The sequence below is a fragment of the Petrimonas mucosa genome (genome assembly GCF_900095795.1).
In the GTDB taxonomy this organism is placed as follows: domain Bacteria; phylum Bacteroidota; class Bacteroidia; order Bacteroidales; family Dysgonomonadaceae; genus Petrimonas; species Petrimonas mucosa.
This window is the reverse complement of sequence record NZ_LT608328.1, coordinates 3,172,959-3,195,193: the sequence shown is the minus strand read 5'-3', so window position 1 is coordinate 3,195,193 and position 22,235 is coordinate 3,172,959. Positions and strand designations below refer to the sequence as shown.

The 22,235-nt window shown below is 46.6% G+C and carries 22 protein-coding genes; 14 read left to right on the top strand and 8 right to left on the bottom strand.

Features of this window, described 5'->3' with window-relative positions; genetic code table 11:
• Positions 1 to 52: 52 nt before the first annotated feature.
• Positions 53 to 514 (bottom strand): ribosome assembly cofactor RimP, encoded by a 462-nt coding sequence (gene rimP / locus ING2E5A_RS12745; protein ID WP_071137730.1) that lies wholly within the window; start codon positions 512 to 514, stop codon positions 53 to 55.
• Between the two features lie 300 nt (positions 515 to 814).
• On the opposite strand from rimP, the gene ING2E5A_RS12740 reads away from it, so the two are divergent.
• The 13 genes from ING2E5A_RS12740 to ING2E5A_RS12685 all read left to right on the top strand — a co-directional run bounded on the left by ING2E5A_RS12740 (position 815) and on the right by ING2E5A_RS12685 (position 12,273).
• Positions 815 to 1,390, top strand: a complete 576-nt coding sequence (locus ING2E5A_RS12740; protein ID WP_071137729.1) for a LemA family protein — start codon at positions 815 to 817, stop codon at positions 1,388 to 1,390.
• A gap of 26 nt (positions 1,391 to 1,416) precedes the next feature.
• Positions 1,417 to 1,842 (top strand): TPM domain-containing protein, encoded by a 426-nt coding sequence (locus ING2E5A_RS12735; protein WP_071137728.1) that lies wholly within the window; start codon positions 1,417 to 1,419, stop codon positions 1,840 to 1,842.
• Positions 1,832 to 2,611: a TPM domain-containing protein gene (locus ING2E5A_RS12730; RefSeq protein ID WP_071137727.1), complete on the top strand. Its 780-nt coding sequence runs from the start codon at positions 1,832 to 1,834 to the stop codon at positions 2,609 to 2,611. Before ING2E5A_RS12735 ends, ING2E5A_RS12730 begins: the two co-directional genes overlap by 11 nt.
• A gap of 1 nt (position 2,612) precedes the next feature.
• Positions 2,613 to 3,527 carry a tRNA (adenosine(37)-N6)-dimethylallyltransferase MiaA gene (miaA, locus tag ING2E5A_RS12725; RefSeq protein ID WP_071137726.1) on the top strand — a complete coding sequence of 305 codons (915 nt, stop codon included), beginning with the start codon at positions 2,613 to 2,615 and terminating at the stop codon, positions 3,525 to 3,527.
• An 87-nt stretch (positions 3,528 to 3,614) separates the two neighbouring features.
• Positions 3,615 to 4,772, top strand: coding sequence for a diaminopimelate decarboxylase (gene lysA / locus ING2E5A_RS12720; protein WP_071137725.1), 1,158 nt, complete (start codon positions 3,615 to 3,617; stop codon positions 4,770 to 4,772).
• A 2-nt stretch (positions 4,773 to 4,774) separates the two neighbouring features.
• Positions 4,775 to 5,950 carry a glycosyltransferase gene (locus ING2E5A_RS12715; RefSeq protein ID WP_071137724.1) on the top strand — a complete coding sequence of 392 codons (1,176 nt, stop codon included), beginning with the start codon at positions 4,775 to 4,777 and terminating at the stop codon, positions 5,948 to 5,950.
• Positions 5,951 to 6,149: 199 nt separating this feature from the next.
• Complete coding sequence (locus tag ING2E5A_RS12710; protein ID WP_071137723.1) at positions 6,150 to 7,673, top strand: Do family serine endopeptidase; 1,524 nt, start codon at positions 6,150 to 6,152, stop codon at positions 7,671 to 7,673.
• Positions 7,674 to 7,879: 206 nt separating this feature from the next.
• On the top strand, positions 7,880 to 8,740 hold the full coding sequence (locus ING2E5A_RS12705) for a sigma-70 family RNA polymerase sigma factor (protein ID WP_071137722.1): 861 nt from the start codon (positions 7,880 to 7,882) through the stop codon (positions 8,738 to 8,740).
• A gap of 277 nt (positions 8,741 to 9,017) precedes the next feature.
• Positions 9,018 to 10,172 carry an OmpA family protein gene (locus tag ING2E5A_RS12700; protein WP_071137721.1) on the top strand — a complete coding sequence of 385 codons (1,155 nt, stop codon included), beginning with the start codon at positions 9,018 to 9,020 and terminating at the stop codon, positions 10,170 to 10,172.
• A 267-nt stretch (positions 10,173 to 10,439) separates the two neighbouring features.
• Entirely contained in the window at positions 10,440 to 10,622 is a 183-nt protein-coding gene (locus tag ING2E5A_RS15940) for a DUF5320 family protein (protein ID WP_083373439.1), read from the top strand.
• The gene (locus tag ING2E5A_RS12695) at positions 10,585 to 11,046 is read left to right on the top strand and encodes a DUF134 domain-containing protein (RefSeq protein ID WP_083373342.1); all 462 of its coding nucleotides are present in this window, start codon (positions 10,585 to 10,587) and stop codon (positions 11,044 to 11,046) included. Before ING2E5A_RS15940 ends, ING2E5A_RS12695 begins: the two co-directional genes overlap by 38 nt.
• Positions 11,043 to 11,876, top strand: coding sequence for an MBL fold metallo-hydrolase (locus ING2E5A_RS12690; RefSeq protein WP_071137720.1), 834 nt, complete (start codon positions 11,043 to 11,045; stop codon positions 11,874 to 11,876). Before ING2E5A_RS12695 ends, ING2E5A_RS12690 begins: the two co-directional genes overlap by 4 nt.
• A 10-nt stretch (positions 11,877 to 11,886) precedes the next feature.
• A complete protein-coding gene (locus tag ING2E5A_RS12685; protein WP_071137719.1) occupies positions 11,887 to 12,273 on the top strand; it encodes a NifB/NifX family molybdenum-iron cluster-binding protein in 387 nt (128 codons plus the stop codon).
• Between the two features lie 64 nt (positions 12,274 to 12,337).
• On the opposite strand, the gene ING2E5A_RS12680 is transcribed toward ING2E5A_RS12685, so the two are convergent.
• From ING2E5A_RS12680 to ING2E5A_RS12650, 7 genes are all read right to left on the bottom strand, one after another.
• A complete protein-coding gene (locus ING2E5A_RS12680; RefSeq protein ID WP_071137718.1) occupies positions 12,338 to 12,739 on the bottom strand; it encodes a DUF2721 domain-containing protein in 402 nt (133 codons plus the stop codon).
• Between the two features lie 22 nt (positions 12,740 to 12,761).
• Positions 12,762 to 15,230, bottom strand: a complete 2,469-nt coding sequence (locus ING2E5A_RS12675) for a bifunctional UDP-N-acetylmuramoyl-tripeptide:D-alanyl-D-alanine ligase/alanine racemase (protein WP_071137717.1) — start codon at positions 15,228 to 15,230, stop codon at positions 12,762 to 12,764.
• Positions 15,227 to 16,216 (bottom strand): GSCFA domain-containing protein, encoded by a 990-nt coding sequence (locus tag ING2E5A_RS12670; RefSeq protein ID WP_071137716.1) that lies wholly within the window; start codon positions 16,214 to 16,216, stop codon positions 15,227 to 15,229. Before ING2E5A_RS12670 ends, ING2E5A_RS12675 begins: the two co-directional genes overlap by 4 nt.
• A 328-nt stretch (positions 16,217 to 16,544) precedes the next feature.
• Positions 16,545 to 17,744, bottom strand: a complete 1,200-nt coding sequence (locus tag ING2E5A_RS12665; protein ID WP_071137715.1) for a class I SAM-dependent rRNA methyltransferase — start codon at positions 17,742 to 17,744, stop codon at positions 16,545 to 16,547.
• Positions 17,731 to 18,309: a 3'-5' exonuclease gene (locus ING2E5A_RS12660; RefSeq protein ID WP_071137714.1), complete on the bottom strand. Its 579-nt coding sequence runs from the start codon at positions 18,307 to 18,309 to the stop codon at positions 17,731 to 17,733. Before ING2E5A_RS12660 ends, ING2E5A_RS12665 begins: the two co-directional genes overlap by 14 nt.
• Complete coding sequence (locus ING2E5A_RS12655) at positions 18,300 to 18,872, bottom strand: DUF5063 domain-containing protein (protein ID WP_071137713.1); 573 nt, start codon at positions 18,870 to 18,872, stop codon at positions 18,300 to 18,302. Before ING2E5A_RS12655 ends, ING2E5A_RS12660 begins: the two co-directional genes overlap by 10 nt.
• A 167-nt stretch (positions 18,873 to 19,039) precedes the next feature.
• Positions 19,040 to 20,203: an IS4 family transposase gene (locus tag ING2E5A_RS12650; protein ID WP_071137712.1), complete on the bottom strand. Its 1,164-nt coding sequence runs from the start codon at positions 20,201 to 20,203 to the stop codon at positions 19,040 to 19,042.
• A 130-nt stretch (positions 20,204 to 20,333) separates the two neighbouring features.
• On the opposite strand from ING2E5A_RS12650, the gene ING2E5A_RS12645 reads away from it, so the two are divergent.
• A complete protein-coding gene (locus tag ING2E5A_RS12645; RefSeq protein WP_071137711.1) occupies positions 20,334 to 22,148 on the top strand; it encodes an FAD-dependent oxidoreductase in 1,815 nt (604 codons plus the stop codon).
• Positions 22,149 to 22,235: the final 87 nt, after the last annotated feature.

Here is a 22,235-nt window from a genome sequence, read left to right as displayed (position 1 = left end):
TGATTCGGTTTTGTTTCGATTTCTCCTTTGCTGATTTATAACTTTTTCCAATCTAAAACTTGATGACGTATTTTGTATGTTTTATCTCGTCGTAACTGAGGGTCTGCTCCTCCGTTACGGCAGTTTTTCGTTTTGCTCCCTCCAGCTTGACCATTTTTGTAACCTCGATGGTGAAGGTCTCGCCGGTTGACGCCTTAAGGGTACCCTTCAGCTTTTCGCCTTTACGGGTAAGCACCTCGACCTCTTTTCCCTCGTATTTCCTGTATTGACGTGGGGTCTTGAGGGGGGATGTCAATCCGGCAGATGTGACTGTCAGTTCGAAATCCTCCGCGTCACGGTCGAGTCTCGACTCGATGTGGCGGCTCAGCTCCACGCAGTTGTCGATATTGACGCCGTTATCGTTGTCAATTTCGACCGTGATGGTTCCCCCGGGGCTAACCGTGACATCCACCAGGTAGTCGGATGAGTCCTTCAGAAACTCCTCGGCAATTATTTTAATCTCTTCTCTCTCCATTGATACGTGTAGGCAGACAAACAAAAGAGGAGCAAACCAGTGCTCCCCTCGTCATTTACCGATACAAAGATATTATTTTCTAATGGATTGACAAAATCTTTGGTCTTTTTTTCTATGGTTAAATGAAAAAAATGGCAGGAGGCCATCGCTGGTTATGGAGAGGAAAACAAAAAGAGTGGTTCTGATGTTAAATGAGCATTGAAACAGGTTTGGAATGGCCCGGTTTTTGATACCTGATATCGGCCGGCCTGCTGTGCCGTTTGAAATAAAAAAATCATGAAACCAATTAAACAACCAACAATGAAGAAATTAACGTACATGCTATTGGCCGTTATGGGAATTACTCTTTCGAGTTGCGGCTACAACACGATGGTGAATAAGCAGGAGAGCGTAAACTCGCAATGGGCAAATGTGGAGAATGCCTATCAGCGGCGTGCCGATTTGATCCCCAACCTGGTGGCAACTGTCAAGGGGTATGCCGAACATGAACAGGAGACCTTTGCGCAGGTTACCGAAGCCCGTGCCAAAGCCACCCAGATGAAGGTGGATCCGGAGAACCTGACCGAAGAGGCTATCCGGCAGTACCAGCAGGCACAGGGTCAGCTGGGTTCGGCCATCGGACGTTTGCTCCTTATTCAGGAGAACTATCCCGAACTGAAGGCAAACCAGAACTTCTTGGCCCTTCAGGATGAACTGGCAGGTACCGAGAACCGGATTTCGGTGGAGCGAAACAGGTTCAACCAGGCGGCACAGGACTACAACGCCTATATCCGCCAGTTTCCCCGCGTAATCTATGCCGGATGGTTTGGCTTTAAGCCGAAAGGGTACTTCCAGGCTGCTCCCGGAGCAGAAACGGCGCCAAAAGTTGAGTTTTAATTGAACTCCAAAATAAAATCGCGACCATGCTGACCCCCCAGGAATCAGACCGTGTAGTTGAGTCGATCCGCTCTGCCGAGAAGAGTACTTCCGCCGAAATCCGCGTCTGCATTGCCAGAAAATGCAAGTGCGATCCGTTGGAGGCCGCCTTGAAGAAATTCAGGCAATTGAGGATGGAGGAGACAGCATTGCGTAATGCCGTGCTGATTTACGTTGCACCCGACAGCCACAAGGCTGCAATCCTTGGTGATGCTGGAATCAGCAAGATTGCCGGAGCCGGCTTCTGGGACGAGGTGCTCGAGGAGATGATCTCCCTCTTCAAGGATGGGGACATTTGCGGCGGTATCTGCCGGGGGGTGGAAAAGGCGGGTGAGTTGATGAAAAACTGTTTTCCGGTATCGGAGAGCGATGTGAACGAATTGAACAATGATGTTGTTTGGGATGAAGAGTAAACTTGTCTTGTTTTTGGCGCTCTTTCTGCTTTCGTTGAATCTTCCGGCGCAGGATGTTCCTGACCCGGTCTATCCCTACCGTCTGGTGAATGATTTTGCGAATCTCTTCTCCTCTGCCGAGAGGGAGGCGCTGGAGCAACGGCTGCTTGCCTATAATGATTCGACATCGACCCAGATCTACGTGGTCACTGTCAATGATCTGGGGGGCTATCCGGCATCGGATTACGCATTTGTGCTGGGTGAAAAATGGGGAATCGGGCAAAAGGGAAAGGATAATGGGCTGTTGATCCTCTTAAAGCCAAAAATCGGGAAGAGCAGGGGGGAGGCATTCATTGCTACCGGATATGGGCTGGAAGCTTTCATCAATGATGCTTTTGCCGGAAGGATTGTCCGTGACGCCATGATTCCCTATTTTCAGGAGAATGACTATTTTGGAGGAGTAAATGCTGCCGTTGATGTGATTATCGGACGGTTATCGGGGGAGTTTGATGCCGATGCCGCCGGAAAGGAGGCATTTCCTCTCCTGGAAATCGTGTTGCTTCTCGTGATTGTGCTCATACTGCTCTCGCTCTTTTCGAAAGGAGGAGATCAGCACATTGACGGTGACGGGCATCACAGAAGAGGCGGTGGGCCGATCTTTTTTCCTCCATTCGGCGGAGGCGGTGGTTCCAGTTTTGGTGGCGGCTTCGGCGGAGGCGGTTTTGGTGGCGGCTTCAGTGGCGGCGGTGGTGGAAGATTTGGCGGAGGCGGTGCGGGAGGCAGCTGGTGATATGGAGAAGCTGATAACTGTTCTCGGGCCTACTGCCAGCGGTAAAACCGCTTTTGCTGCTCATCTCGCCGCACGGCTCGACGGGGAGATTATCAGTGCCGACTCGCGCCAGGTTTATCGTGGAATGGATATCGGTACGGGAAAGGATCTTGCCGATTACCGGGTGGCGGGGAGGCAGGTTCCGTATCACCTGATAGATATCCGGGATGCGGGCGACAAGTACACGCTGTTCAATTACCAGCACGATTTTCACGCCGCATACCGCGACATCTTGTCGCGTAACAAGGTGGCGATACTGTGCGGTGGAACAGGACTCTATATCGAGTCTGTCCTGAAGGGTTACCATTTACCCGATGTGCCTGAAAACAAGGAGTTGCGAAAAAGGCTGGAGGAGAAGTCGCTGGAGGAGCTTACACAGCTCCTGGCTTCATACCGGCCACTGCATAACACTACGGATACCGATACGAAAAAACGGGCGATCCGGGCGATCGAAATTGCCGATTACCAGCTCAGGCATCCGGTTTCGCAGAGAGATTATCCACCAGTCGACAGCCTCATTATCGGGCTGGATATCGACCGGGAATCGCGACGAAAGAAGATAACTGACCGGCTGAAAAGGAGGCTCGATGAAGGCATGGTTACCGAAATTGAATCCCTGCTCAGGCAGGGTGTTTCTCCGGATGATCTCATCTATTACGGGCTGGAGTATAAGTTCGTAACCCTCTATGCAATTGGCCGGATCAGTTTCGAGGAGATGTTTTCACAACTTGAGATTGCGATACATCAGTTTGCCAAGCGACAGATGACCTGGTTCCGGGGCATGGAGCGGCGCGGCTTCACCATCCATTGGCTCGATTCCGCTCTCCCCATGGAAGAGAAGCTGGAAAGGGCACTCGACATTATCCGGAATTGCTGAATTTATTGCCCGGTAGATTCTCCAAAAGTCGGCAAAAAATTGTATTTTTGCCGACATCATTTTTCACACCGTTAAATTGAAAATCCAATGATCAAAGGTCAATTCCCCGTAGAAAAGTTTCATTCGCTGGAAACGCCCTTCTACTATTACGATATGGATCTGTTGCGTCGGACGCTGATGGCAATAAGAAAGGAGATCGAAGGCAAGAATTATATCGTCCATTATGCCCTCAAAGCCAACGCCAATCCAAGAATATTGCGTGAAATAGCTTCCTGCGGCTTTGGTGCAGACTGTGTAAGCGGAAACGAAATCCTCAGGGCGCTGGAGTGTGGGTTTCCCGCCTCCAGGATAGCTTTTGCCGGAGTGGGGAAGACTGACAAGGAGATCAGGATCGGACTCGATAACGATATCTTCTGTTTTAATGTGGAGTCATTGCCCGAGCTGGAAGCCATTGAAGAGCTTGCATCAGGGGGTGGCCGTAATGCGCGTATTGCGCTGAGGATCAATCCTAATGTGGATGCCCATACCCATCGCTACATCACTACCGGGATGGAAGAGAACAAGTTTGGTCTCAATGAGGCCGATTTGCCGAAGGCGCTTGACATGATTGCAGGAAGCAACCATCTTCAGCTGATCGGAATGCACTTCCATATCGGATCGCAAATTACAGATATGTCGTCATTTGAAGATCTTTGTGTGAAGGTGGTGGAGCTGGAGGAGTGGTTCTCCCGCCAAGGTGTGTCGTTCGATGTCATCAACGTTGGCGGAGGGTTGGGAATCAATTACCACCATCCCAACCATTGCCCTGTTGCAGATTTTGAAGCCTATTTCAGGCTGTTTGGCAAGTATCTGAAGCTTCGCGAGGGGCAGTCGCTCCACTTTGAGCTGGGGCGTTCCCTTGTAGCTCAGTGCGGATCGCTTATTGCCCGGACTACCTATGTGAAGGAGGGGGTCAGCAAGAAGTTCCTGATCACCGATGCTGGCATGACCGATCTGATACGTCCTGCGCTTTACCAGGCTTTTCACCATATCGAGAATATCAGTTCGGATGACGAGTATGAGACATATGATGTTGTTGGTCCTGTCTGTGAGTCGAGTGATGTCTTTGGTGAGGGAGTTTCGCTGAATCGGGCGAAGCGGGGTGATCTTATCGCAATCCGTTCTGCCGGGGCCTACGGTGAAACGATGGCATCGATGTACAATTGTCGCGCTTTACCCGGCGCTTATTTCTCTGATACGTTATAGCTATGGATTTTTTTCATTTTCTTACTTTTGATTTTTCATTTCCTGTTTGGGTGATTCTGGCGTCGGCACTCTTCTTCTTCACGATACAGCTGGTTTATTACCTGTTGATTTACAGGGTGCCTTATCTCTATGAGCGGAAAAGAGACAAGAGACCGCACGATTCGGGAACTCTGCCGCCCGTATCGGTCATCATTGCATCGAAGAATGAGTCGGAAAATCTGGCAAGATTCCTTCCTGCCATATTGGATCAGGATTACCCCGATTTTGAGGTGATCGTCGTGAATATGGGATCAACTGACGAGACGGATATGGTGCTCAAAACGCTCAGCCTGAAGTATAGCCATCTCTATTACACTTACGTTCCGGCCGAAGCAGAAGATGTAAATATGAAGAAGCTCGCACTGACAATTGGGATTAAAGCTGCAAATCACGACTTGCTGCTGTTTACCGAGGCATATTGCGAGCCTGCTTCCGATAGATGGATCAGGGAGTTTGCCGCCGAATTCGTGAAGGGAAATGAGATCGTGTTGGGATTCTGTAAGTTGAAGATGGCAAAACATATTGCGATGCGGAAATTCATTCTTTACGACAACATGATCCAGGGGTTGAAGTACCTCTCATTGGCAATTCTTGGCAAGCCATTCATGGGAATCGGCAGGAACCTGGCCTACAAAAAAGAGATCTTTTTCGAAGAGAAGGGGTACTCATCGGTGTTGAACATCGATGAGGGCGAGGACGACCTATTTATCAACAGAATTGCCCGGAAAAACAGGGTGGGTGTAGTGGTGTCACCTGAAAGCATGACGCAAAGTGATGTGGTAGACAACTTTTTGACATGGAGAGCCTTGAAACATAAATATCTTTATACCAAGCAGTTTTACAAAGGGGGCTCCTCGCTCATTTTCGGGTTTGAAACCTTCTCGAAATACCTGTTTTACCTTTCGGTTATTGCCGGAATAGTATACGGCGTCTATGTGGGTAACCTCCCGGCTGTCGTGCTCCTCCTCCTGTTGCTGATTATCCGTTTTGCCGTCCAGTTATTTGTATTGGGAAAAAGCAGCCGGATGCTGGATGCCGGGAAGTACCACCTCGATCTGCTCTTTTTTGATCTGTTTCAACCCTTTAATAATTTTAAATTCTGGAAGTATGCCAACAAAAGGAAAAAGTTGAAGAAGTAGATCGATGAAATGGAGGGTGTGTGCTGCTGACAATGTGACATGTAAGAATATTGAAATCGTATGTTTCACGGTTAAAGCAGGTTAATCGCTTCATCTTTTTGTTAAAAGAGTTGAAAACGGACGATTGCGATAAACCCTTGTACATTTTTTGTTTCTACATTTGTGTAAGTGTTAAAATTAAAACCTAATTGACAAGCATATGAATACTGGAAATGTAAAAAGCATTACAACAATCGTTGTTGTTGCCATACTCAGTTCAGTCATAACCCTTTTCGGGTACAATGCCATTTCGAAGAACAGCCCGAAAGGAGTTATATCTCCTGCCGTGAATATCGGTACGAATGAATATGCAGACTCTTTTGACCAGGATAAGAGTGTAAAATTGGCCAGCCTGACCACCCAGCAGGGTTATCCCGATTTTACGGAGGCTGCCGCCAAATCGGTAAACGGCGTTGTTCACGTAAAGGTCAAGTCTATCAGCCAACAGCAATATATGAATCCGTTCGACTTCTTCTTCGGCTTTGGCGAACGGAACATGCAACCTCGTGAACAGATCGGTTTCGGTTCGGGAGTAATCATTTCGAAGGATGGGTACATCATCACCAACAATCACGTTGTGGAAGGTGCCACCGAGGTGACGGTATCACTGAACGACAACAGGGAGATGACGGCCAAGGTAATCGGAACTGATCCGCAAACCGATATTGCACTACTCAAAATTGAGGGAGACGACTTCCCTTACCTCACTTTTGGAAATTCCGATGCCTTGCAGGTGGGAGAGTGGGTCCTTGCCGTAGGCAATCCTTTCAACCTCACATCGACCGTAACCGCCGGTATCGTTAGTGCCAAGAATCGGGGCAACATTGTCGGCGGAAACCTGAGCATTCAATCGTTTATCCAGATCGATGCGGCAGTTAACAGGGGAAACAGTGGCGGTGCCCTGGTGAATACAAAAGGCGAGCTGGTAGGAATCAATACGGCAATCTTCTCCCAATCGGGCGACTTCAACGGACTTGCTTTTGCGGTTCCTATCTCAATTGCCGGCAAGGTGGCCGCAGACCTGAAACAGTACGGGGCTGTACAACGGGCCGTGCTTGGTATCCAGGCCCCCAACATTGATGTTGTCAGGAGACAGGATCCCGAAAGAGCCAGGGAGTTGTCGCAAATCGTCGGTGTTCTGGTAGAAGATTTTGGAGACAGGAGTGCTGCTAAGGCTGCCGGTTTGGAAAAAGGCGATATCATCAAGGCGATCAACAACGTGCATATCCGCAATTTCGCCGAGTTACAGGATCAGCTCAGCAGATACCGTCCCGGTGATAAAGTGAAGGTGACGGTAGAGAGAAACGGAAAGGAACACTCTTATACGGTTGAACTGAAGAATGATGCCGGCAACACCGAAATTCAGCGCAGCGCAGACAACATGAGCGTGCTGGGTGCCACATTCAATGAAATTCCCGCTGCCAGAAAACGGCAACTTGGTATCAATAGCGGGGTAGAAGTGTCGAGCGTAACCAGTAACGGCCTCTTCCGCAAGGAGGGGATAAACAAGGGATTCATCATCATGCGGGTGAACAATACGCCTGTGAACAGCGAGAGCGATATTGCCAACATCGTTTCAAACGTAAGCAGAACCAGTCAGGACAAAGTGATTCTGATTGCCGGGTTTTACCCGAACGGAAGAACCCAATATATCGCGATTGACCTGTCTCAGGGTGGAAAGTAGAGTGCTCAGTTAATTAAAGTTAATAGGCGGTTTTTGCTGTAACAAAAACATGCCGATGTGTGTTTCTATAGCAAAGGGTTTGGAGGGATCCAAATCCTTCGCTGTTAAACGCAAAAGCAATAAAGTGTTAAATGATAATTCTCTTATTGCAAAAAAAAGAGTAACTTTGCACCCCATTTTAGTAGTAAAAGCATAAGGTATAATAGATGAGACAATTAAAGATTACAAAATCGATTACAAATCGTGAAAGCGCTTCTTTAGATAAATACCTCCAGGAGATTGGCAGGGAAGACCTGATAACCGTGGAGGAGGAAGTGGAATTGGCTCAAGCAATCAAGAAAGGTGACAGGAAAGCTCTTGAAAAGCTGACGCGGGCCAATTTGCGGTTTGTTGTGTCTGTAGCAAAACAATACCAAAACCAGGGACTCAGTTTGCCCGACCTGATCAATGAGGGCAATCTGGGACTGATTAAGGCCGCTGAAAAGTTCGACGAGACCCGGGGGTTCAAATTCATCAGTTACGCCGTCTGGTGGATCCGCCAATCTATTTTGCAGGCACTGGCAGAACAGTCGCGTATAGTGAGGCTGCCGCTCAATCAGGTGGGTTCATTGAACAAGATCAGCAAGGCTTTCCAGAAATTCGAACAGGAGAATGAACGACGCCCATCGGCAGAGGAGCTGGCTCAGGAGCTTGACCTCTCTGTTGAAAAAGTGACCGACTCGTTGAAGGTTTCCGGTCGCCACATCTCGATGGATGCACCCTTCGTGGAGGGTGAGGACAACAGCCTGCTGGATGTCCTCGTGAACGACGACGCGCCAGTAGCAGACAGAACCCTGATAAACGAATCGTTGCAGAAGGAGATCGACCGCGCATTGGCAACCCTTACCGAACGTGAAAGCGATATTATCAAGATGTTCTTTGGAATAGGATGCCAGGAGATGACGCTGGAAGAGATTGGTGACAAGTTTCAACTCACCCGTGAGCGTGTACGACAAATAAAAGAAAAAGCGATTAGAAGATTGCGTCAGGACTCGAGGAGTAAACTGTTAAAAAGTTATTTGGGTTGAGACCTCTTCGGGTTCGCTACAAAATGTGGAAAAATACCCAAAATCAGGACTTTTTTAGCAATTTTCCTTGAAAAAACGATTGAGTTTTCGAAATAAGATTTATCTTTGCTGTGATTTCGCTTAATAAAAGCTAATTTTATTGCATTATTATGCTTTTGCGAACATTTTAAAAATACAAATGTTATAAAAAAACTGAGGATCACGCTCAACAGTATTAACTATAGACATTGATTATCGAGTTATTGTAATAAACAAATTTTAATTAGAATTTAGATTTATGAAAAAGTTTAGTTTACTTTTAATTGCGGCTCTTTTTGCATTCGGCATGAGTGCACAGGAAGTACAAAATGTCTCCAACGGTACCGTGTACCTGAAAGACAAGGCCAGCGACCATTGGTATATTGGTCTGGGCGGTGGCACCAACATCTATACCACAAAAGCTGAAAACGATGCTGATGCAAGCTTTGGCGATCGTCTGGGATGGATGGGCCAGATTGAAATCGGAAGATGGAACTCTCCGGTATGGGGTACCCGTCTTGTTATCGACGGCGGTCACATTAAACACGTTGCCAATGTTCCCGTTGGAGCAGAACAGAACTGGCTGGGCGGTCACCTCGATATCATGTGGAGCCTGACCGACGCGTTGGGCGGTTACAAACCTGGAAGGGTATGGAACCTCGCTCCTTATGCAGGTGTTGGTTACATGTACGGTCTGGATGCAGACTGGAAAAAACCAAATCCTGATGGTGATCTCTTCAAGAACCAGAATCAATCGCTCACTTACAACCTCGGTTTGATCAACAACTTCCGTCTTTCAAGAAGCGTTTCTCTCTTCCTCGAACTGGGTTGGAGAGTACTCCAGGAAACATTTGACGGAAGCGGTATCCAGGGCGATTTCGAATATGATGGCATGTTTACCGGAACTGCAGGTCTCAAATTTGGTTTGGGCGGCAAACAGGAATTCACTCCTGCCGAGTTGATGGACTACAACCTGATCAACGACCTGAACAGCCAGATCAACAGACTGCGTGCTGAAAACGAAAACCTCAGAAAGAGACCGGAATCTTGCCCAGATTGTCCTGAAGTTGCTCCTGCAGTTACTGAAAGCGTATATGTACCGAACGTAGTATTCTTCCGTATCAACTCTTACAAGATCGACAAGGGTCAGCAAGTAAGCGTTTACAACACCGCTGAATACATGAAGGCCAATCCTAACGCTACCGTTAAGATTGTTGCTTATGCAGACAGACAGACCGGTACACCTGCTTACAACCTTGCACTTTCTGAAAAACGTGCTAAAGCTGTTGCAAACGCTCTGACTAACGAGTACGGAATCGACAGCAGCCGCATCTCTATCGACTGGAAAGGCGACACTGAACAGCCTTACGCAGAAAACGACTGGAACCGTGTTGCTATCTTCTTCGCTGAATAATTCAGAAGCAAGAGATATATCAATAAAAAAAGCACCTCAATCGAGGTGCTTTTTTTATTGTAATATTCTGAGCCGGAACCGGTTTTACCGGGTATCCGGTTTTTTTCTTAAGGGGAATCCTCCTTACTCCTTGTGCTTATTGTGTGAATTATTAAAAAAAAGCATCTTGTAATGAACATATGTTCAAAATTATTGTTATTTTTGTAAACGGTTTATAGAAGATTGAACAACCGCATAACACGAGTGAAACAGGTAAAAAATAAAAGTATGCCAAAGATGGATGGAAGCGGTCCTGTCGGACAAGGTCTTGGAACAGGACGGAAATTGGGAAAATGCAGTTTGCTCTCGCCTGAAGAAAAAAAGAAAGAGTTGGGAGTTGGAATGGGTATGCGCCGTAAAGCGGGTGGGAGTGATGGCAACAGAAAACGTAACCATCAATATAAAAAATGAGGTCATCATGCCACGTCCCAAACAAAATCGGAAAATATCCAATCCTCCCCTGATGCAGGGATTCAAGCCGTTTGGTATCCCGCGAAAAATGTTGAAAGAGGTTACTTTGTTGTATGATGAATATGAGGCCATCCGTTTACTGGATTACGAAGGATTGCGTCAGGAACAGGCAGCGGAGCAGATGAACGTATCCCGGCCTACCTTGACGCGCATTTACGAACAGGCCCGCAAAACCATTGCTCAGGCGTTGGTGGAAGGGAACATGGTCAATATTGAGGGTGGCAACGTGCAGTTCGACAGGGAGTGGTTTCGCTGTAGACGTTGTTATAAGTTGGTCGGGGGGAGGGAGAATCATGTTCGTTGCAAGGACTGCAAAATATATGGAAACGACGAGTTGATGCCCATAAATGCAGAAGAGAAATGAACATTGCAGTGCTGTCTGATAATCGGGCAGAGGGTGGATCGCTGGAGACGGAACACGGGCTTTCCCTTTATCTGGAAACTGCGCAATTCAACTGTTTGCTCGATGTGGGTGCTTCCGACCGGTTTATGCGGAATGCCGAAAAGATGAACATTGATATCCGTGCAGTAGATTTTGTATTTATCTCTCACGGGCATGTGGATCATGTGGGCGGCTTGCCTGCTTTCCTCGAATTCAACCAAACTGCACCTGTTTATCTCTCAGGAAATCTGTTGAGGCAACTCTATTACTCCGAACGAAACGGATTTCACCGGATAAGTCTCGAAGCGGATCTTACACCTCATAAAGACCGTTTTGTCTATGTGGAGACGGAAAATCTATTTTTCCGTGAGGTCACCTTGTCTATGGCCTCTTCGAAGCAATATTCCCGTCCCAAAGCAAATCAGGCCTTGTACAAGGATGCCGGAGAAGGAGTTGTTCCGGATGACTTCAATCACGAGCTGATCTTCAGTTTTGGCCATGAAGATCTGTTCGTTTACACCGGTTGTGCACACCGGGGCATCCTGAATATCCTCGATTCCGTTTCGTTGTCCACCGGAAAAAAAGTGGGGACAGTGATGGGTGGTTTTCATTTGCCCGATAGTGAAGAAGGACGGGTGTATGAATCTCCGGATGAAATAGGTTCAATTGCCTCGGCGCTTAAAACGAATTATCCGGAGACCAGCTTCATCACTGGGCATTGCACCGGGGAAAAGGTTTATGAGCGGTTACGTAATCAATTGGGAAATCAACTGAACCGGTTTTACACCGGATACACAACAACAATTAAATAAAAACGGAAGCATGAAAATAGCAGTACCCACAAAAGACAACAATCAAATCGATTCTCATTTCGGACATTGCACATTCTACACTATCTACACTGTGTCTGAAAAGAACGAAATAACGGATAAGCAAATACTCCACTCACCAGCCGGCTGTGGTTGTAAGTCGAATATTGCTTTTGATCTGTCTGATATGGATGTGAAGGTGATGCTTGCCGGTGGTATCGGAGAGGGAGCAATTAACAAGCTTTCATCCTGTAATATACAGGTTATACGGAATTGTCAGGGAGATGTGGATGAATCGGTGAACGCATACCTGACGGGTAACCTGAAAGATGGAGGAGCAAGCTGCCAGTCACACGCGCACGGGAGTCATCACGACTGCAACAGCAACCATAAGGACTAACGGTTATACCAATTGTTCCTGCTGCCGTATCCTGTGGCGTAGCTAAATAGCGTATGGAACTGATTCATTTTTCAATTTCTTCCATGTCGTGCAAATGCAGGTTTAGCGAACGCATCGATATCTGAATCTCCCGAACGCAGATGGCCAGTGAGATGATCAGCAGGATCATTGCAATCCCAAAAATGTAGCCTGCCGCATTATACATCCTTATATAGATAAAAAACATGCTTACCACACAAAGCAGCAGGCTCATTATGCCGAAAATCTGCATACTCTGGATAAGGGTCAGCCTTTTCCGTAAATTGGCAATCTGAGGGAGTGCCACTGCGCTTTTGTCCTCCGTCAGTTTCTCTTTCAGGTTTCTGACCAGCTGTGCATAGGACAAGAAGCGGTTGGTGTAGGCCAGCATCAGCAATGAGATCGCTGAAAACAACAGCGATGGAGTAGTTAAACTTAATTGTTCCATTTTGTCAATATTTAGGTCTTTGTTACTCTTTTACATATACACGTTTCACACGGGGAGAGATCGAAGTGAGAATCTCGTAAGGGATGGTATTTATGCTTTCGGCAACCTCCAATACGGGCAGGTTTTCACCGAAGACCACCACCGTATCGCCTTCCTTGGCATCGATGCCGGTAATGTCGATCATGCAGAGATCCATACATACATTTCCCACGATTGGGGCATATTTGCCGTTGATCCACACTTTCCCGTTTCTGTTCCCGCACTTCCTGTCCAGTCCGTCGGCATAACCGATGCGTATCGTGGCAATTCTGGTGTCGCGGTTGAGGGTCTCTTTCCTCCCGTAGCCGACAGTTTCGTGGTTGGGAATCTCCTGGATCTGCAGGATGGTGGTTTTGAGTGTGACAACGTTCCTTAAGCCGCTCAGGCCACTTGCACTTACCCCGTATAGCCCAATTCCCAGCCTTACCATATCCCACTGGGCGTCGATAAACCTCTCGATGCCGGCTGAATTGAGGATATGTTTCCAGACCGGATAGCCCAGTTGACTGCAGATCTCCCGGTGTGCGGCTTCGAGAGTGGCGATCTGCTCCTGTGTGAAACTGTCGAACATCCAGCTTTCACTGGCAGCCAGGTGTGAGAAAAGAGACTTCACCTTCAAACCCTTCTGGGATTTTAACCGTCCGATCAGTTCAGGAATCTGCGCGGGGAGGAACCCCAACCGATGCATGCCGGTATCGATCTTCACGTGGATGGGGTAGTTGGTTATGCCACGCCTTTCGGCCTCCCTGATAAAGGCGTCGAGAATCCTGAAGTTGTATACCTCCGGTTCCAGGTCTTTCGAGAAGAGCTCCTCGAATCCGTTGACTTCGGGGTTCAGCACGATTATCGGAGTTGATATCCCCTCCTTGCGCAGCTCGATACCCTCTTCGGCAACTGCAACCGCGAAATAGGGACATCTGTGATACTGCAACGTTTTGGCTATCTCCACAGCCCCTGCTCCATAACCATTGGCTTTCACCATGCAGATCAGTTTCGTGTTGGGCGATATCCTCGATTTATAGAAGTTGAAGTTGTGGACAAGTGCATCCAGATCGACCTCCAGAACGGTTTCGTGAACACGTTGTTCAAGGAGCTCGTTTATCTGCTCGAAATGGTACTTGCGTGAACCTTTCAGCAGTATCAGCTCGTTTTCGAAACTTTTCCAGATCTCGGAACGGATGAAATCTTCGGTCGACCGAAAGAAGAATTTCTCCCCGACAGTAAATACCTCACTGTTCTCGCAAATATCATGACCGATCCCGATCAGTTTCTCGATACGGCCGTGCTGTACCAGTTCGGCCACATATTTATAGAGTGATTTCGGCAACAGCCCTGTCTGAAGTATGTCTGAAATGATCAATGTCTTCTTCATTGTTCTTTCCAGTTTCCGCTGCTGCTGGAAATCGAGCGCAATCTTTATGGAGTTGATGTCGGAGTTGTAGGTGTCGTTGATGATGATACAGTTGTTCTTTCCCTGACGGACATCGAGACGCATGGCTACCGGCTCCAGTTTCATCATCCGTTCTGAAATCTTCTCCGGCTTGACGTTCAGGTAGAGCATTACCGCGAGGCAGCTGATGGCATTCTCAACAGAGGCGTCGTCGGTAAATGGGATCGTGACCGAGTAGTCGAAATTGAGAAAGGAGTAATGGATGGTAGTCCTCTCACCGTTCTTCTCCGTCTTACGGATGTAGAGTGGGGCATCTGGATATTTCCGCGACCAGCAGAATGCTTTTTGCAACAAGACCATCATGTCGGCCGATTGGTTGATGATCTTGTTGTCCTCCTCAAAGATGACCACGTTGCTATTGGTGAAAAGCTCCAGCTTTTCCATACATTTCTGCTGTTGAGACGAAAAGTTCTCCTGGTGAGCTTCGCCCAACTTTGTAAATACACCGATTGTGGGTCGGATAACCTGTTCGAGATATTTCATTTCGTCGGGTTGGGAGATGCCGGCTTCGAATATGGCCAGGGTGGCATTCTGATTCAGTTCCCAGACCGACAGCGGAACGCCGGTTTGGGAGTTGTAGCTACGAGGTGAGCGGACAATATTGTAATCCTCCTCCAGAAGCTGATAGAGCCACTCCTTGACAACCGTTTTCCCATTGCTTCCGGTAATCCCTATCACCGGAATATCGAACTGTTTACGGTGATATGCGGCCACTCTCTGCAGGGCGTGGAGTGTGTTGCCAACTTTGAGAAAATTGGCATCGGTGAAAGATTTCCACTCCGGTAGAATTTTGGTCACTACGAAATTCCTGACGCCAGAGCCATAAAGGTCGGCAATAAACTTGTGTGCATCGTTCTGCCTTGTCTCGATGGCGAAGAAGAGTGTCTCCTGGGGATAATTCAACTTCCGGCTGTCTGTAAGCAGTTGTGTTATTTCGCCCTCTAAAAGATATTGGTTCTTTATGCCCAGTATCGAGGCTATTTTTTGGATTGAGTACTTCATTGTTTGATTTTTTCTTTTAATTCTTCAATTTCACGGCTGCAATCCACAGTGGGATATTTTTGCCTGAAAAGTATCAATCGTTGTAACGTCTGCGTTTGAAACTGACGTAACGTGTCGGTTTGTCCGTGTAAGGGTGCATGTTTAAGTGAACGGTTCAGCTGTTCCCACTCTGCAATGATCTTCCGGGTATCCTCCCGGAAAAATGTATCGCTGAAGCGCTCCCAGATGTAGTTGATGGCCATGGGTGACGGGTGCATCATGTCATCTGAGAAGAAGCGGTAGTCTCGCAGTTCATCCAGCAAGATCTCGTAGGCCGGGAAATAGGATACCCTCTCGGGATGTCTCTCTTGCAGCCTGTCGATCGACAGGTGCAGGATCGCCTTGCTGATCTGATTCCCGTGTGCGCCATCCTTCCAGTGACGGATGGGGGAGACGGTAAAGATGATTCTGGTATCGGGGTTCAGGGCGGAAATGCGGTTGATGATCCCGTCCCACTCCTTCACAATCTCCTCAACGGACAATCTTTCCCGAATAAAGCTGTCGGCAGGGAACTTATGGCAGTTGGCTACCACCTCGCCGGTTGATCTCAGTCTATAGAGGTAGGCTGTCCCGAAAGTGACAATAAAGAGATCTGTCTGCCCGATGGCTGCCACTGCCCCGGCAAATGCCTTGGTGATATTATCGAGGCACCTTGCCTTATCTGGGTGAGAAAACTTGCCGTGGTGCAGAAAACTATGGTACAGCCCATTGTGGAAAACGAGATCGGTTTCACTGAACCCCCTGCTGGAAAGTATCCGGTTTACGACGGCTGCAACCGAGGAGGGATTGTATACTATTCCAAAAGGGTTTCCTGTTACCCTGAACTTGCATTCCGACAGTTTGCTGCAGATGTTTTCAGTGAAACAAGAGCCTAGCATCATTATCCTTGTGGAATGATCTATCCTGAAAGTAGATTCCGGAATTATTACCGGTGTCCTGAAATCCATCGCTACATAAATTGTTACACAAAAATAGCGATTAACCTTCCAACTTCGAAATTTGAATGATTATAATTTGTGAATATCGCCCGATTGCAGCTGCCTTACGGTTTTGAAAATTGGTGAGGGTACAAAAAAAGGAAAGGTTGTCTCACGACAACCAATCTTCATTGTTAACCTTAAATCTAATACCATGAAAAACACGGTGCAAATATAAGGGCTTTTTTTACACTAAAAAAATATTTCGGCAAAAAAACGCATATATTTTGCAACAATTAACCTAAATGGCCCCTTTTAGTTAAATGATGACTGTTTTTTTTACACTTTATGCCACACTTTATTCCACATGCAATACCAACCCCTTCAGGTACTCTCCCTCCGGGTGGTAGATGTTGATGGGGTGGTCGGCCGGTTGTGTAAGTTGATGCAGGATGCTGACCTTCCTGCCCGAGATGGCCGCAGCACTGAATACGGCCAGTCTGAACTGCTCCTTGGAGATGGCCTGTGAGCAGGAGAAGGTGAAGAGGAGACCTCCCCGTCTGATCTTTTCGAGTGCAGCCAGATTGAGACGCTTATACCCCTGCAGAGCATTGTTGATCGCTCCTCGGTGTTTGGCAAATGCAGGCGGATCAAGTACGATCAGGTCGTAAGCGTCTGTGGAGGCGCATTTCAGAAATTTAAAGGCATCTTCGGCATAAGAGGTGTGGCGAGGATCTTCTCCGAAGTTGAGGCGGATATTCTCGTCGGTTAACATCACAGCCTTGGATGAGCTGTCTACGGAATGGACCGACCGGGCGCCACCACGCATGGCGTAGACCGAGAACCCACCGGTGTAGCAGAACATATTTAGCAGGTCTCTCCCTGCTGCATATTTTTCGAGCAGGCTGCGGTTTTCACGTTGATCGATAAAGAATCCTGTCTTCTGACCGCGAAGCCAGTCGATATTGAATTTTAATCCATTTTCCAGCGCGACAGCATCAACATGTTCACCCCCCAGCAGATAGCGATCGCCAGTCTCAATGGCCGATCTTGCCGGAAGGGTACCTTCAGATTTGTAGAATACGTTCTCGAGGTTCTCTTTACCCAGGACCTCCAGCAGTGCCTCCACAATCATCTCCTTGTCGGCATCCATTCCGGAGGAGTGAGCCTGAACGACGGCTGTTTTGCCATAGATGTCCACAATCAGTCCCGGCAGGTTGTCTCCTTCACCATGGATCAACCGGTAACTGTTGTTTGCGGCATGCAATAATCCGATTATCCGGCGTAGCCGGTATGCCGAGGCAATGCGGCGGGAGTAGAAATCCACATCTATCGGTTCGTCGCTGAACGACAGGATCCGGACAGAAATGCTACCCTCCTGATAGTGACCGGTGCCAAGGAACTCTCCATTGGCCGAGAAGACCCTGACAACGTTACCTTCCTGTAATCCAGGCTCTCTGTTTGCGATTGCGCCCGAAAATACCCAAGGGTGAAAACGCTTGAGCGATTCTTCTTTTTTGGGGCGAAGGGTAATCCGATAACTCTTATTTGTTTCCATTGCTGATCAGGTGATTGTAGATGCGCAGGCAAGCCCAGGCATCGATGGCTGCATAATTTTTTTGGGCTTCGGTCAGTGAGCTGGCTTCCCAGTTGGAGAGCCGTTGGCTTTTGGATATTTTTTTCCCGAAGAGGATCGCGTAGATCCTTTGTAATCCGTTGTCATCGATCCCGTAATCATCGACAAATGATTGAAGGTCGATGAAGTTGACCGGTTTTTTGTCCGACCGTTTCCGGATGGCGGCAAAGTCATCGCGAAGCGAGAGCCCAATCTTCCTGATCGCGGGATTGCAGATGATCTCATCCAGTTCGTCTGGATATCCGATCTTGTTTAACCTGAAGAGGTAACACTCATCTGTTGTGGAGAGTTGCATGAGTGCTACCTTGTGGAAATGGCCCCGTTGGAATGCAGGTTTGGTTTCGGTATCGAAACCCAGACTGGAGTGCTCTATTAAGGCGGCAACAGCCTTGCCCACCTCCTCCTTATGATCTACTACAACTATTTTCCCTGTGAAAACCTCTACCGGAAGTTCTGCTATTACCTCTTTTGAAATGGTTAGTCCCACAACTCCTCCTCCTCACTTAAATCATCCGTCAACTGCTCATCTTGGTCGTTATAGTATAACGAATGGAGCGGCCTCAATACATTGATCAGTTTCTGGCCCCAGTAGTTCTCGAAATTCTGTTTGCAGATGAAAAGTGCATCGTTCATCTGGTCGGTCAGGCCATACTGGTAGACCGAAACAAAGTTCCTGACATCCTGGTAGATGTCTGCAATGTCTTCAGAAACGAATGCCGAAACAGGTCGATCGCTGTATTTCATCTCTTCGATAAAGACATCCAGGTAGACATCCTCTTCGCCCATGATGGTGGAGACTGCAGCCGATACCCGGGCGTAATCCTCCTCCTTTACAAATGTCTCTGGGGATTCATCATTTATTTCAACTGTCTGAGGCAGTAGTGCCGCCTTGATATAGATCAGCGGCAGCAGTTTAAGCATCCTGTCGATCCACTCCTTTCTGGAAACGATCCCGTTATTCTCCAGAAAGGCGCAGAACTCAACGGCGACCGTCACAAAGTCGATTACGGTTGATGAATAAACAATATTGTCGGACTCTTTTTTTGTCATGTTACATTCTATATTGCCATGCAAAAGTACTCATTTATTTCCAGACCACGATGCGGAAGAGGTTGATTTCGATCCGACCGAAGATTGTTCATAATATAGCAACTTATGAGCAACTTATTAAAATCAATTTAATTTGATTTTTTCTATTCCGGATCACTACTGTCCACTTAAAATAAATTGAGCGTCAGTTGATTATCATTTCGATCTTTGACATCATTGATATCTATATTGGTAAATAGTTCATTTACAGGAGTTCTATCTAAAAGAGAGATTCCTAAAATTTGCAAAATCTCGTAAGTTGTTCGCTTGATTTGTAAATCGTGTCCTACAATCGCAACCAAACAATATGCGATAATTGCGCTGTATATTTGGATTCTAACCGCATTCCGGGAAGTTCCCCAAAAAGATTTAATCTTTAGATGCTGTTTGATCCATTTGAAGAACAGTTCTATTTGCCAACGGTTCTTATAAAGCATTGCAACCTGATCGGCTGTGAGTTCAAAATTATTTGTAAGGAATATGAGCGTCGTGTTCTTATCCCTGTCATAAAATGCAACTCTCCTGAGGCTTTCAGGATAATCTTTAGATGTGTAGAATCCTTTCAAGAAACCTGTCTGATCGGTCATGACACCTGTAGTTTCATCTACCGGATTATGAGACTTAACTTCAAACTTCAGGTTCTTTTTGGCTCTGACTACAAATGAAGATTCCAGTTTTGTAATCCTATAAAGACGGGTGTAATCAACATATCCTCTGTCGAAGATATAATAGGCACCCACCTCATATGGAATTATATCCATTGCATTCATGTCATTAACCGAAGCAGTTGTAATATGCACAAAAACCGGTATTTGTGTGGTTATATCCAGAAGAGTGTGGATTTTTACTCCACCCTTATTCTTGCGAAACTTAGCCCACCAGAATACTGACAAGCATAAATCGACGGTTGTGGAATCGAAAGCATAGACTTTACCTTTTATCTCAAAATCATTGTTTTCCAGCTTTTGTCTGGCAACTCCGATGAGATAATAAGCAAATTCTTCAAAGATCCTATAATCGCGATTTTCATTTGCTTTTGAAAGATTACTACGGGTAACACTTTTTCCAAAACCGAGATGGTAACTTTTTCTGCTGTGGGCTTCAATTGCCACAATCAAATCACGTAAACTGTCACGGTTGGTAAGTTGCCCGAACACCATTACAAGAAGTTGATTCCAACATGTAAAATGTTTTACATATCTGTTACCATCATACTTTAAGACAATGGTGTCAAAAACTCGCTGAGGTAAGAATTCTACAATCTGAGCATACACGAATTTGCCTTTGTTCATTGTTCCTTCGTAATAAAAAGAACAAAAATAAAAATTCAAATCGTCACGCCGAAAAAAGTCCTGTAAAGTATAGTATATCAATAATTTCAAAGAACATTTTCTAATTTTTAGTGGACACTAATGAGTTCATATGATAAAGAAATTTTTAATATTTTTGGGGATATATACAGTTGTTGTTTCTGTTTCTCTGGGAAATAACAGGAGAATGGTATTGGTCGAGGCCGAGAGTTTTGAAGTTAAGGGGGGTTGGGTTCTTGACCAGCAATTTATTGATCAAATGGGCTCCCCGTTCCTGATGGCTCACGGCATGGGAAAACCTGTTGCAGATGCTTCAACGTCGGTAACTATCCCGGAGAAAGGCATATGGCATGTATATGTCCGGACGTGGAACTGGTGTGCCCCCTGGAAAACCGAAGAAAAACCGGGCCGTTTTCATCTGTCGGTGAATGGCAAACGGTTGGATAATGAGTTGGGCTTAGGTGAAAAGTGGGATTGGGAATATGCTGGAACTATAGAGATAAAAGAGAGGAGAAACAGAATAGCTTTACATGACCTGACAGGATTCAACGGTCGGTGTGACGCCATCCTCTTTTCTAAAGAAAAAGAGGTGCAGATTCCTAATGAAGGGGAACAGATGTACAAATTTCGTAAGAAACTTCTTGGTTTTACCGGGCAACCCATCAATGGAGGAACATACGACATGGTTGTAGTAGGAGCAGGTACTGCCGGATTGGGTGCAGCAATTAAAGGTGCACGCGAGGGACTTAAGGTGGCATTGATTCATAATCGGCCTGTCCCCGGTGGAAACAATAGCGTTGAAGTGCGGGTTGTAGCCAGCGGAGGACTTAATCTGATGCCTTACCCCCGATTGGGAGATGTGATCGGGGAGATCAAGAATGTATATCGGCGCCCTGCACATGTGGATAGCGTCATAGCGGCCGAGAAAAACCTCTCCTTTTTCCCAAACATGCATCTCTTTGATTTGGAAAAAAAGGAGAATAAAATAACCTCTGTCACTGCAAGAGACATTGAATCCAATGTGGAAACCATCTTTTATGCTCCAATTTTTGTTGATTGTACTGGCGACGGAAATATTGGATTCTTGGCAGGTGCAGAATACAGGGTAGGAAGAGAGATGCGTGGAGAGACTCGTGAAACGCTGGCACCAGAGCGTCCCGATAATATGGTGTTGGGTACTTCCCTCACTTGGTGGAGCAAGGATGTAGGGCATGCGACTCCATTTCCAGAATGCAAATGGGCCATTCAATTCACTGAAGAGTCGTGTGAAAAAGTTACTCGGGGTAGTAATTGGTGGGAAACAGGATTTCTGTATGATCAGGTAAATGAGGCAGAATTTATTCGTGATTATCTATTTAGGGCAATTTATGGGAATTGGGCTTTTCTGAAAAATAAAAGTAAGGATAAGGCTGATTATGCTAATCTTGATCTGGAAGCTCTCTTTTATGTGGCAGGAAAACGCGAGTCACGCCGCTTGATGGGAGATATCCTTCTTACGCAACAAGATACCGAAGGGGCGTACGTGAAATATGACGATGCCTTTGTGACGTGTACATATGATTTGGATCAACATTTCCCGACGCCAAAGAACAGTTTCTTCTTCCCGGGTGAAGAGTTTATCTCTACCATGAAACACTATTTTAACGATCTGGGCACGCCTCGTAGGTACCTGCGTGAAGATCAAGTGATACCTCCCTTTCGAATTCCTTACCGTTGTCTTTATTCAAAAAATGTAGACAATCTGTTTATGGCTGGCAGAAATATCAGCGTGACACATATTGTGCTTTCTGCGACACGAGTCCAGGAAACGACAGGGATGATGGGTGAGTTGGTTGGAATTGCTTCCTCGTTGTGTAAGAAGTACAATTGTACTCCGAGGGAAGTTTACAAATTTCATTTAAAGGAGTTGGAGAGCAAGATTAAATAATTGAATGTCATAGTGATTAATAGACTTTCAAGTCTATTCCCGATCCTTGATAAATTGTACAATTTGTGATTATGGTCACCTAAATGA

Coding starts and splice junctions, on each gene's coding strand:
- rimP (WP_071137730.1), bottom strand. CDS start 514: ATGGAGAGAGAAGAGATTAAAATAATTGCCGAGGAGTTTCTGAAGGAC.
- ING2E5A_RS12740 (WP_071137729.1), top strand. CDS start 815: ATGAAGAAATTAACGTACATGCTATTGGCCGTTATGGGAATTACTCTT.
- ING2E5A_RS12735 (WP_071137728.1), top strand. CDS start 1,417: ATGCTGACCCCCCAGGAATCAGACCGTGTAGTTGAGTCGATCCGCTCT.
- ING2E5A_RS12730 (WP_071137727.1), top strand. CDS start 1,832: ATGAAGAGTAAACTTGTCTTGTTTTTGGCGCTCTTTCTGCTTTCGTTG.
- miaA (WP_071137726.1), top strand. CDS start 2,613: ATGGAGAAGCTGATAACTGTTCTCGGGCCTACTGCCAGCGGTAAAACC.
- lysA (WP_071137725.1), top strand. CDS start 3,615: ATGATCAAAGGTCAATTCCCCGTAGAAAAGTTTCATTCGCTGGAAACG.
- ING2E5A_RS12715 (WP_071137724.1), top strand. CDS start 4,775: ATGGATTTTTTTCATTTTCTTACTTTTGATTTTTCATTTCCTGTTTGG.
- ING2E5A_RS12710 (WP_071137723.1), top strand. CDS start 6,150: ATGAATACTGGAAATGTAAAAAGCATTACAACAATCGTTGTTGTTGCC.
- ING2E5A_RS12705 (WP_071137722.1), top strand. CDS start 7,880: ATGAGACAATTAAAGATTACAAAATCGATTACAAATCGTGAAAGCGCT.
- ING2E5A_RS12700 (WP_071137721.1), top strand. CDS start 9,018: ATGAAAAAGTTTAGTTTACTTTTAATTGCGGCTCTTTTTGCATTCGGC.
- ING2E5A_RS15940 (WP_083373439.1), top strand. CDS start 10,440: ATGCCAAAGATGGATGGAAGCGGTCCTGTCGGACAAGGTCTTGGAACA.
- ING2E5A_RS12695 (WP_083373342.1), top strand. CDS start 10,585: ATGGCAACAGAAAACGTAACCATCAATATAAAAAATGAGGTCATCATG.
- ING2E5A_RS12690 (WP_071137720.1), top strand. CDS start 11,043: ATGAACATTGCAGTGCTGTCTGATAATCGGGCAGAGGGTGGATCGCTG.
- ING2E5A_RS12685 (WP_071137719.1), top strand. CDS start 11,887: ATGAAAATAGCAGTACCCACAAAAGACAACAATCAAATCGATTCTCAT.
- ING2E5A_RS12680 (WP_071137718.1), bottom strand. CDS start 12,739: ATGGAACAATTAAGTTTAACTACTCCATCGCTGTTGTTTTCAGCGATC.
- ING2E5A_RS12675 (WP_071137717.1), bottom strand. CDS start 15,230: ATGAAGTACTCAATCCAAAAAATAGCCTCGATACTGGGCATAAAGAAC.
- ING2E5A_RS12670 (WP_071137716.1), bottom strand. CDS start 16,216: ATGGATTTCAGGACACCGGTAATAATTCCGGAATCTACTTTCAGGATA.
- ING2E5A_RS12665 (WP_071137715.1), bottom strand. CDS start 17,744: ATGGAAACAAATAAGAGTTATCGGATTACCCTTCGCCCCAAAAAAGAA.
- ING2E5A_RS12655 (WP_071137713.1), bottom strand. CDS start 18,872: ATGACAAAAAAAGAGTCCGACAATATTGTTTATTCATCAACCGTAATC.
- ING2E5A_RS12650 (WP_071137712.1), bottom strand. CDS start 20,203: ATGAACAAAGGCAAATTCGTGTATGCTCAGATTGTAGAATTCTTACCT.
- ING2E5A_RS12645 (WP_071137711.1), top strand. CDS start 20,334: ATGATAAAGAAATTTTTAATATTTTTGGGGATATATACAGTTGTTGTT.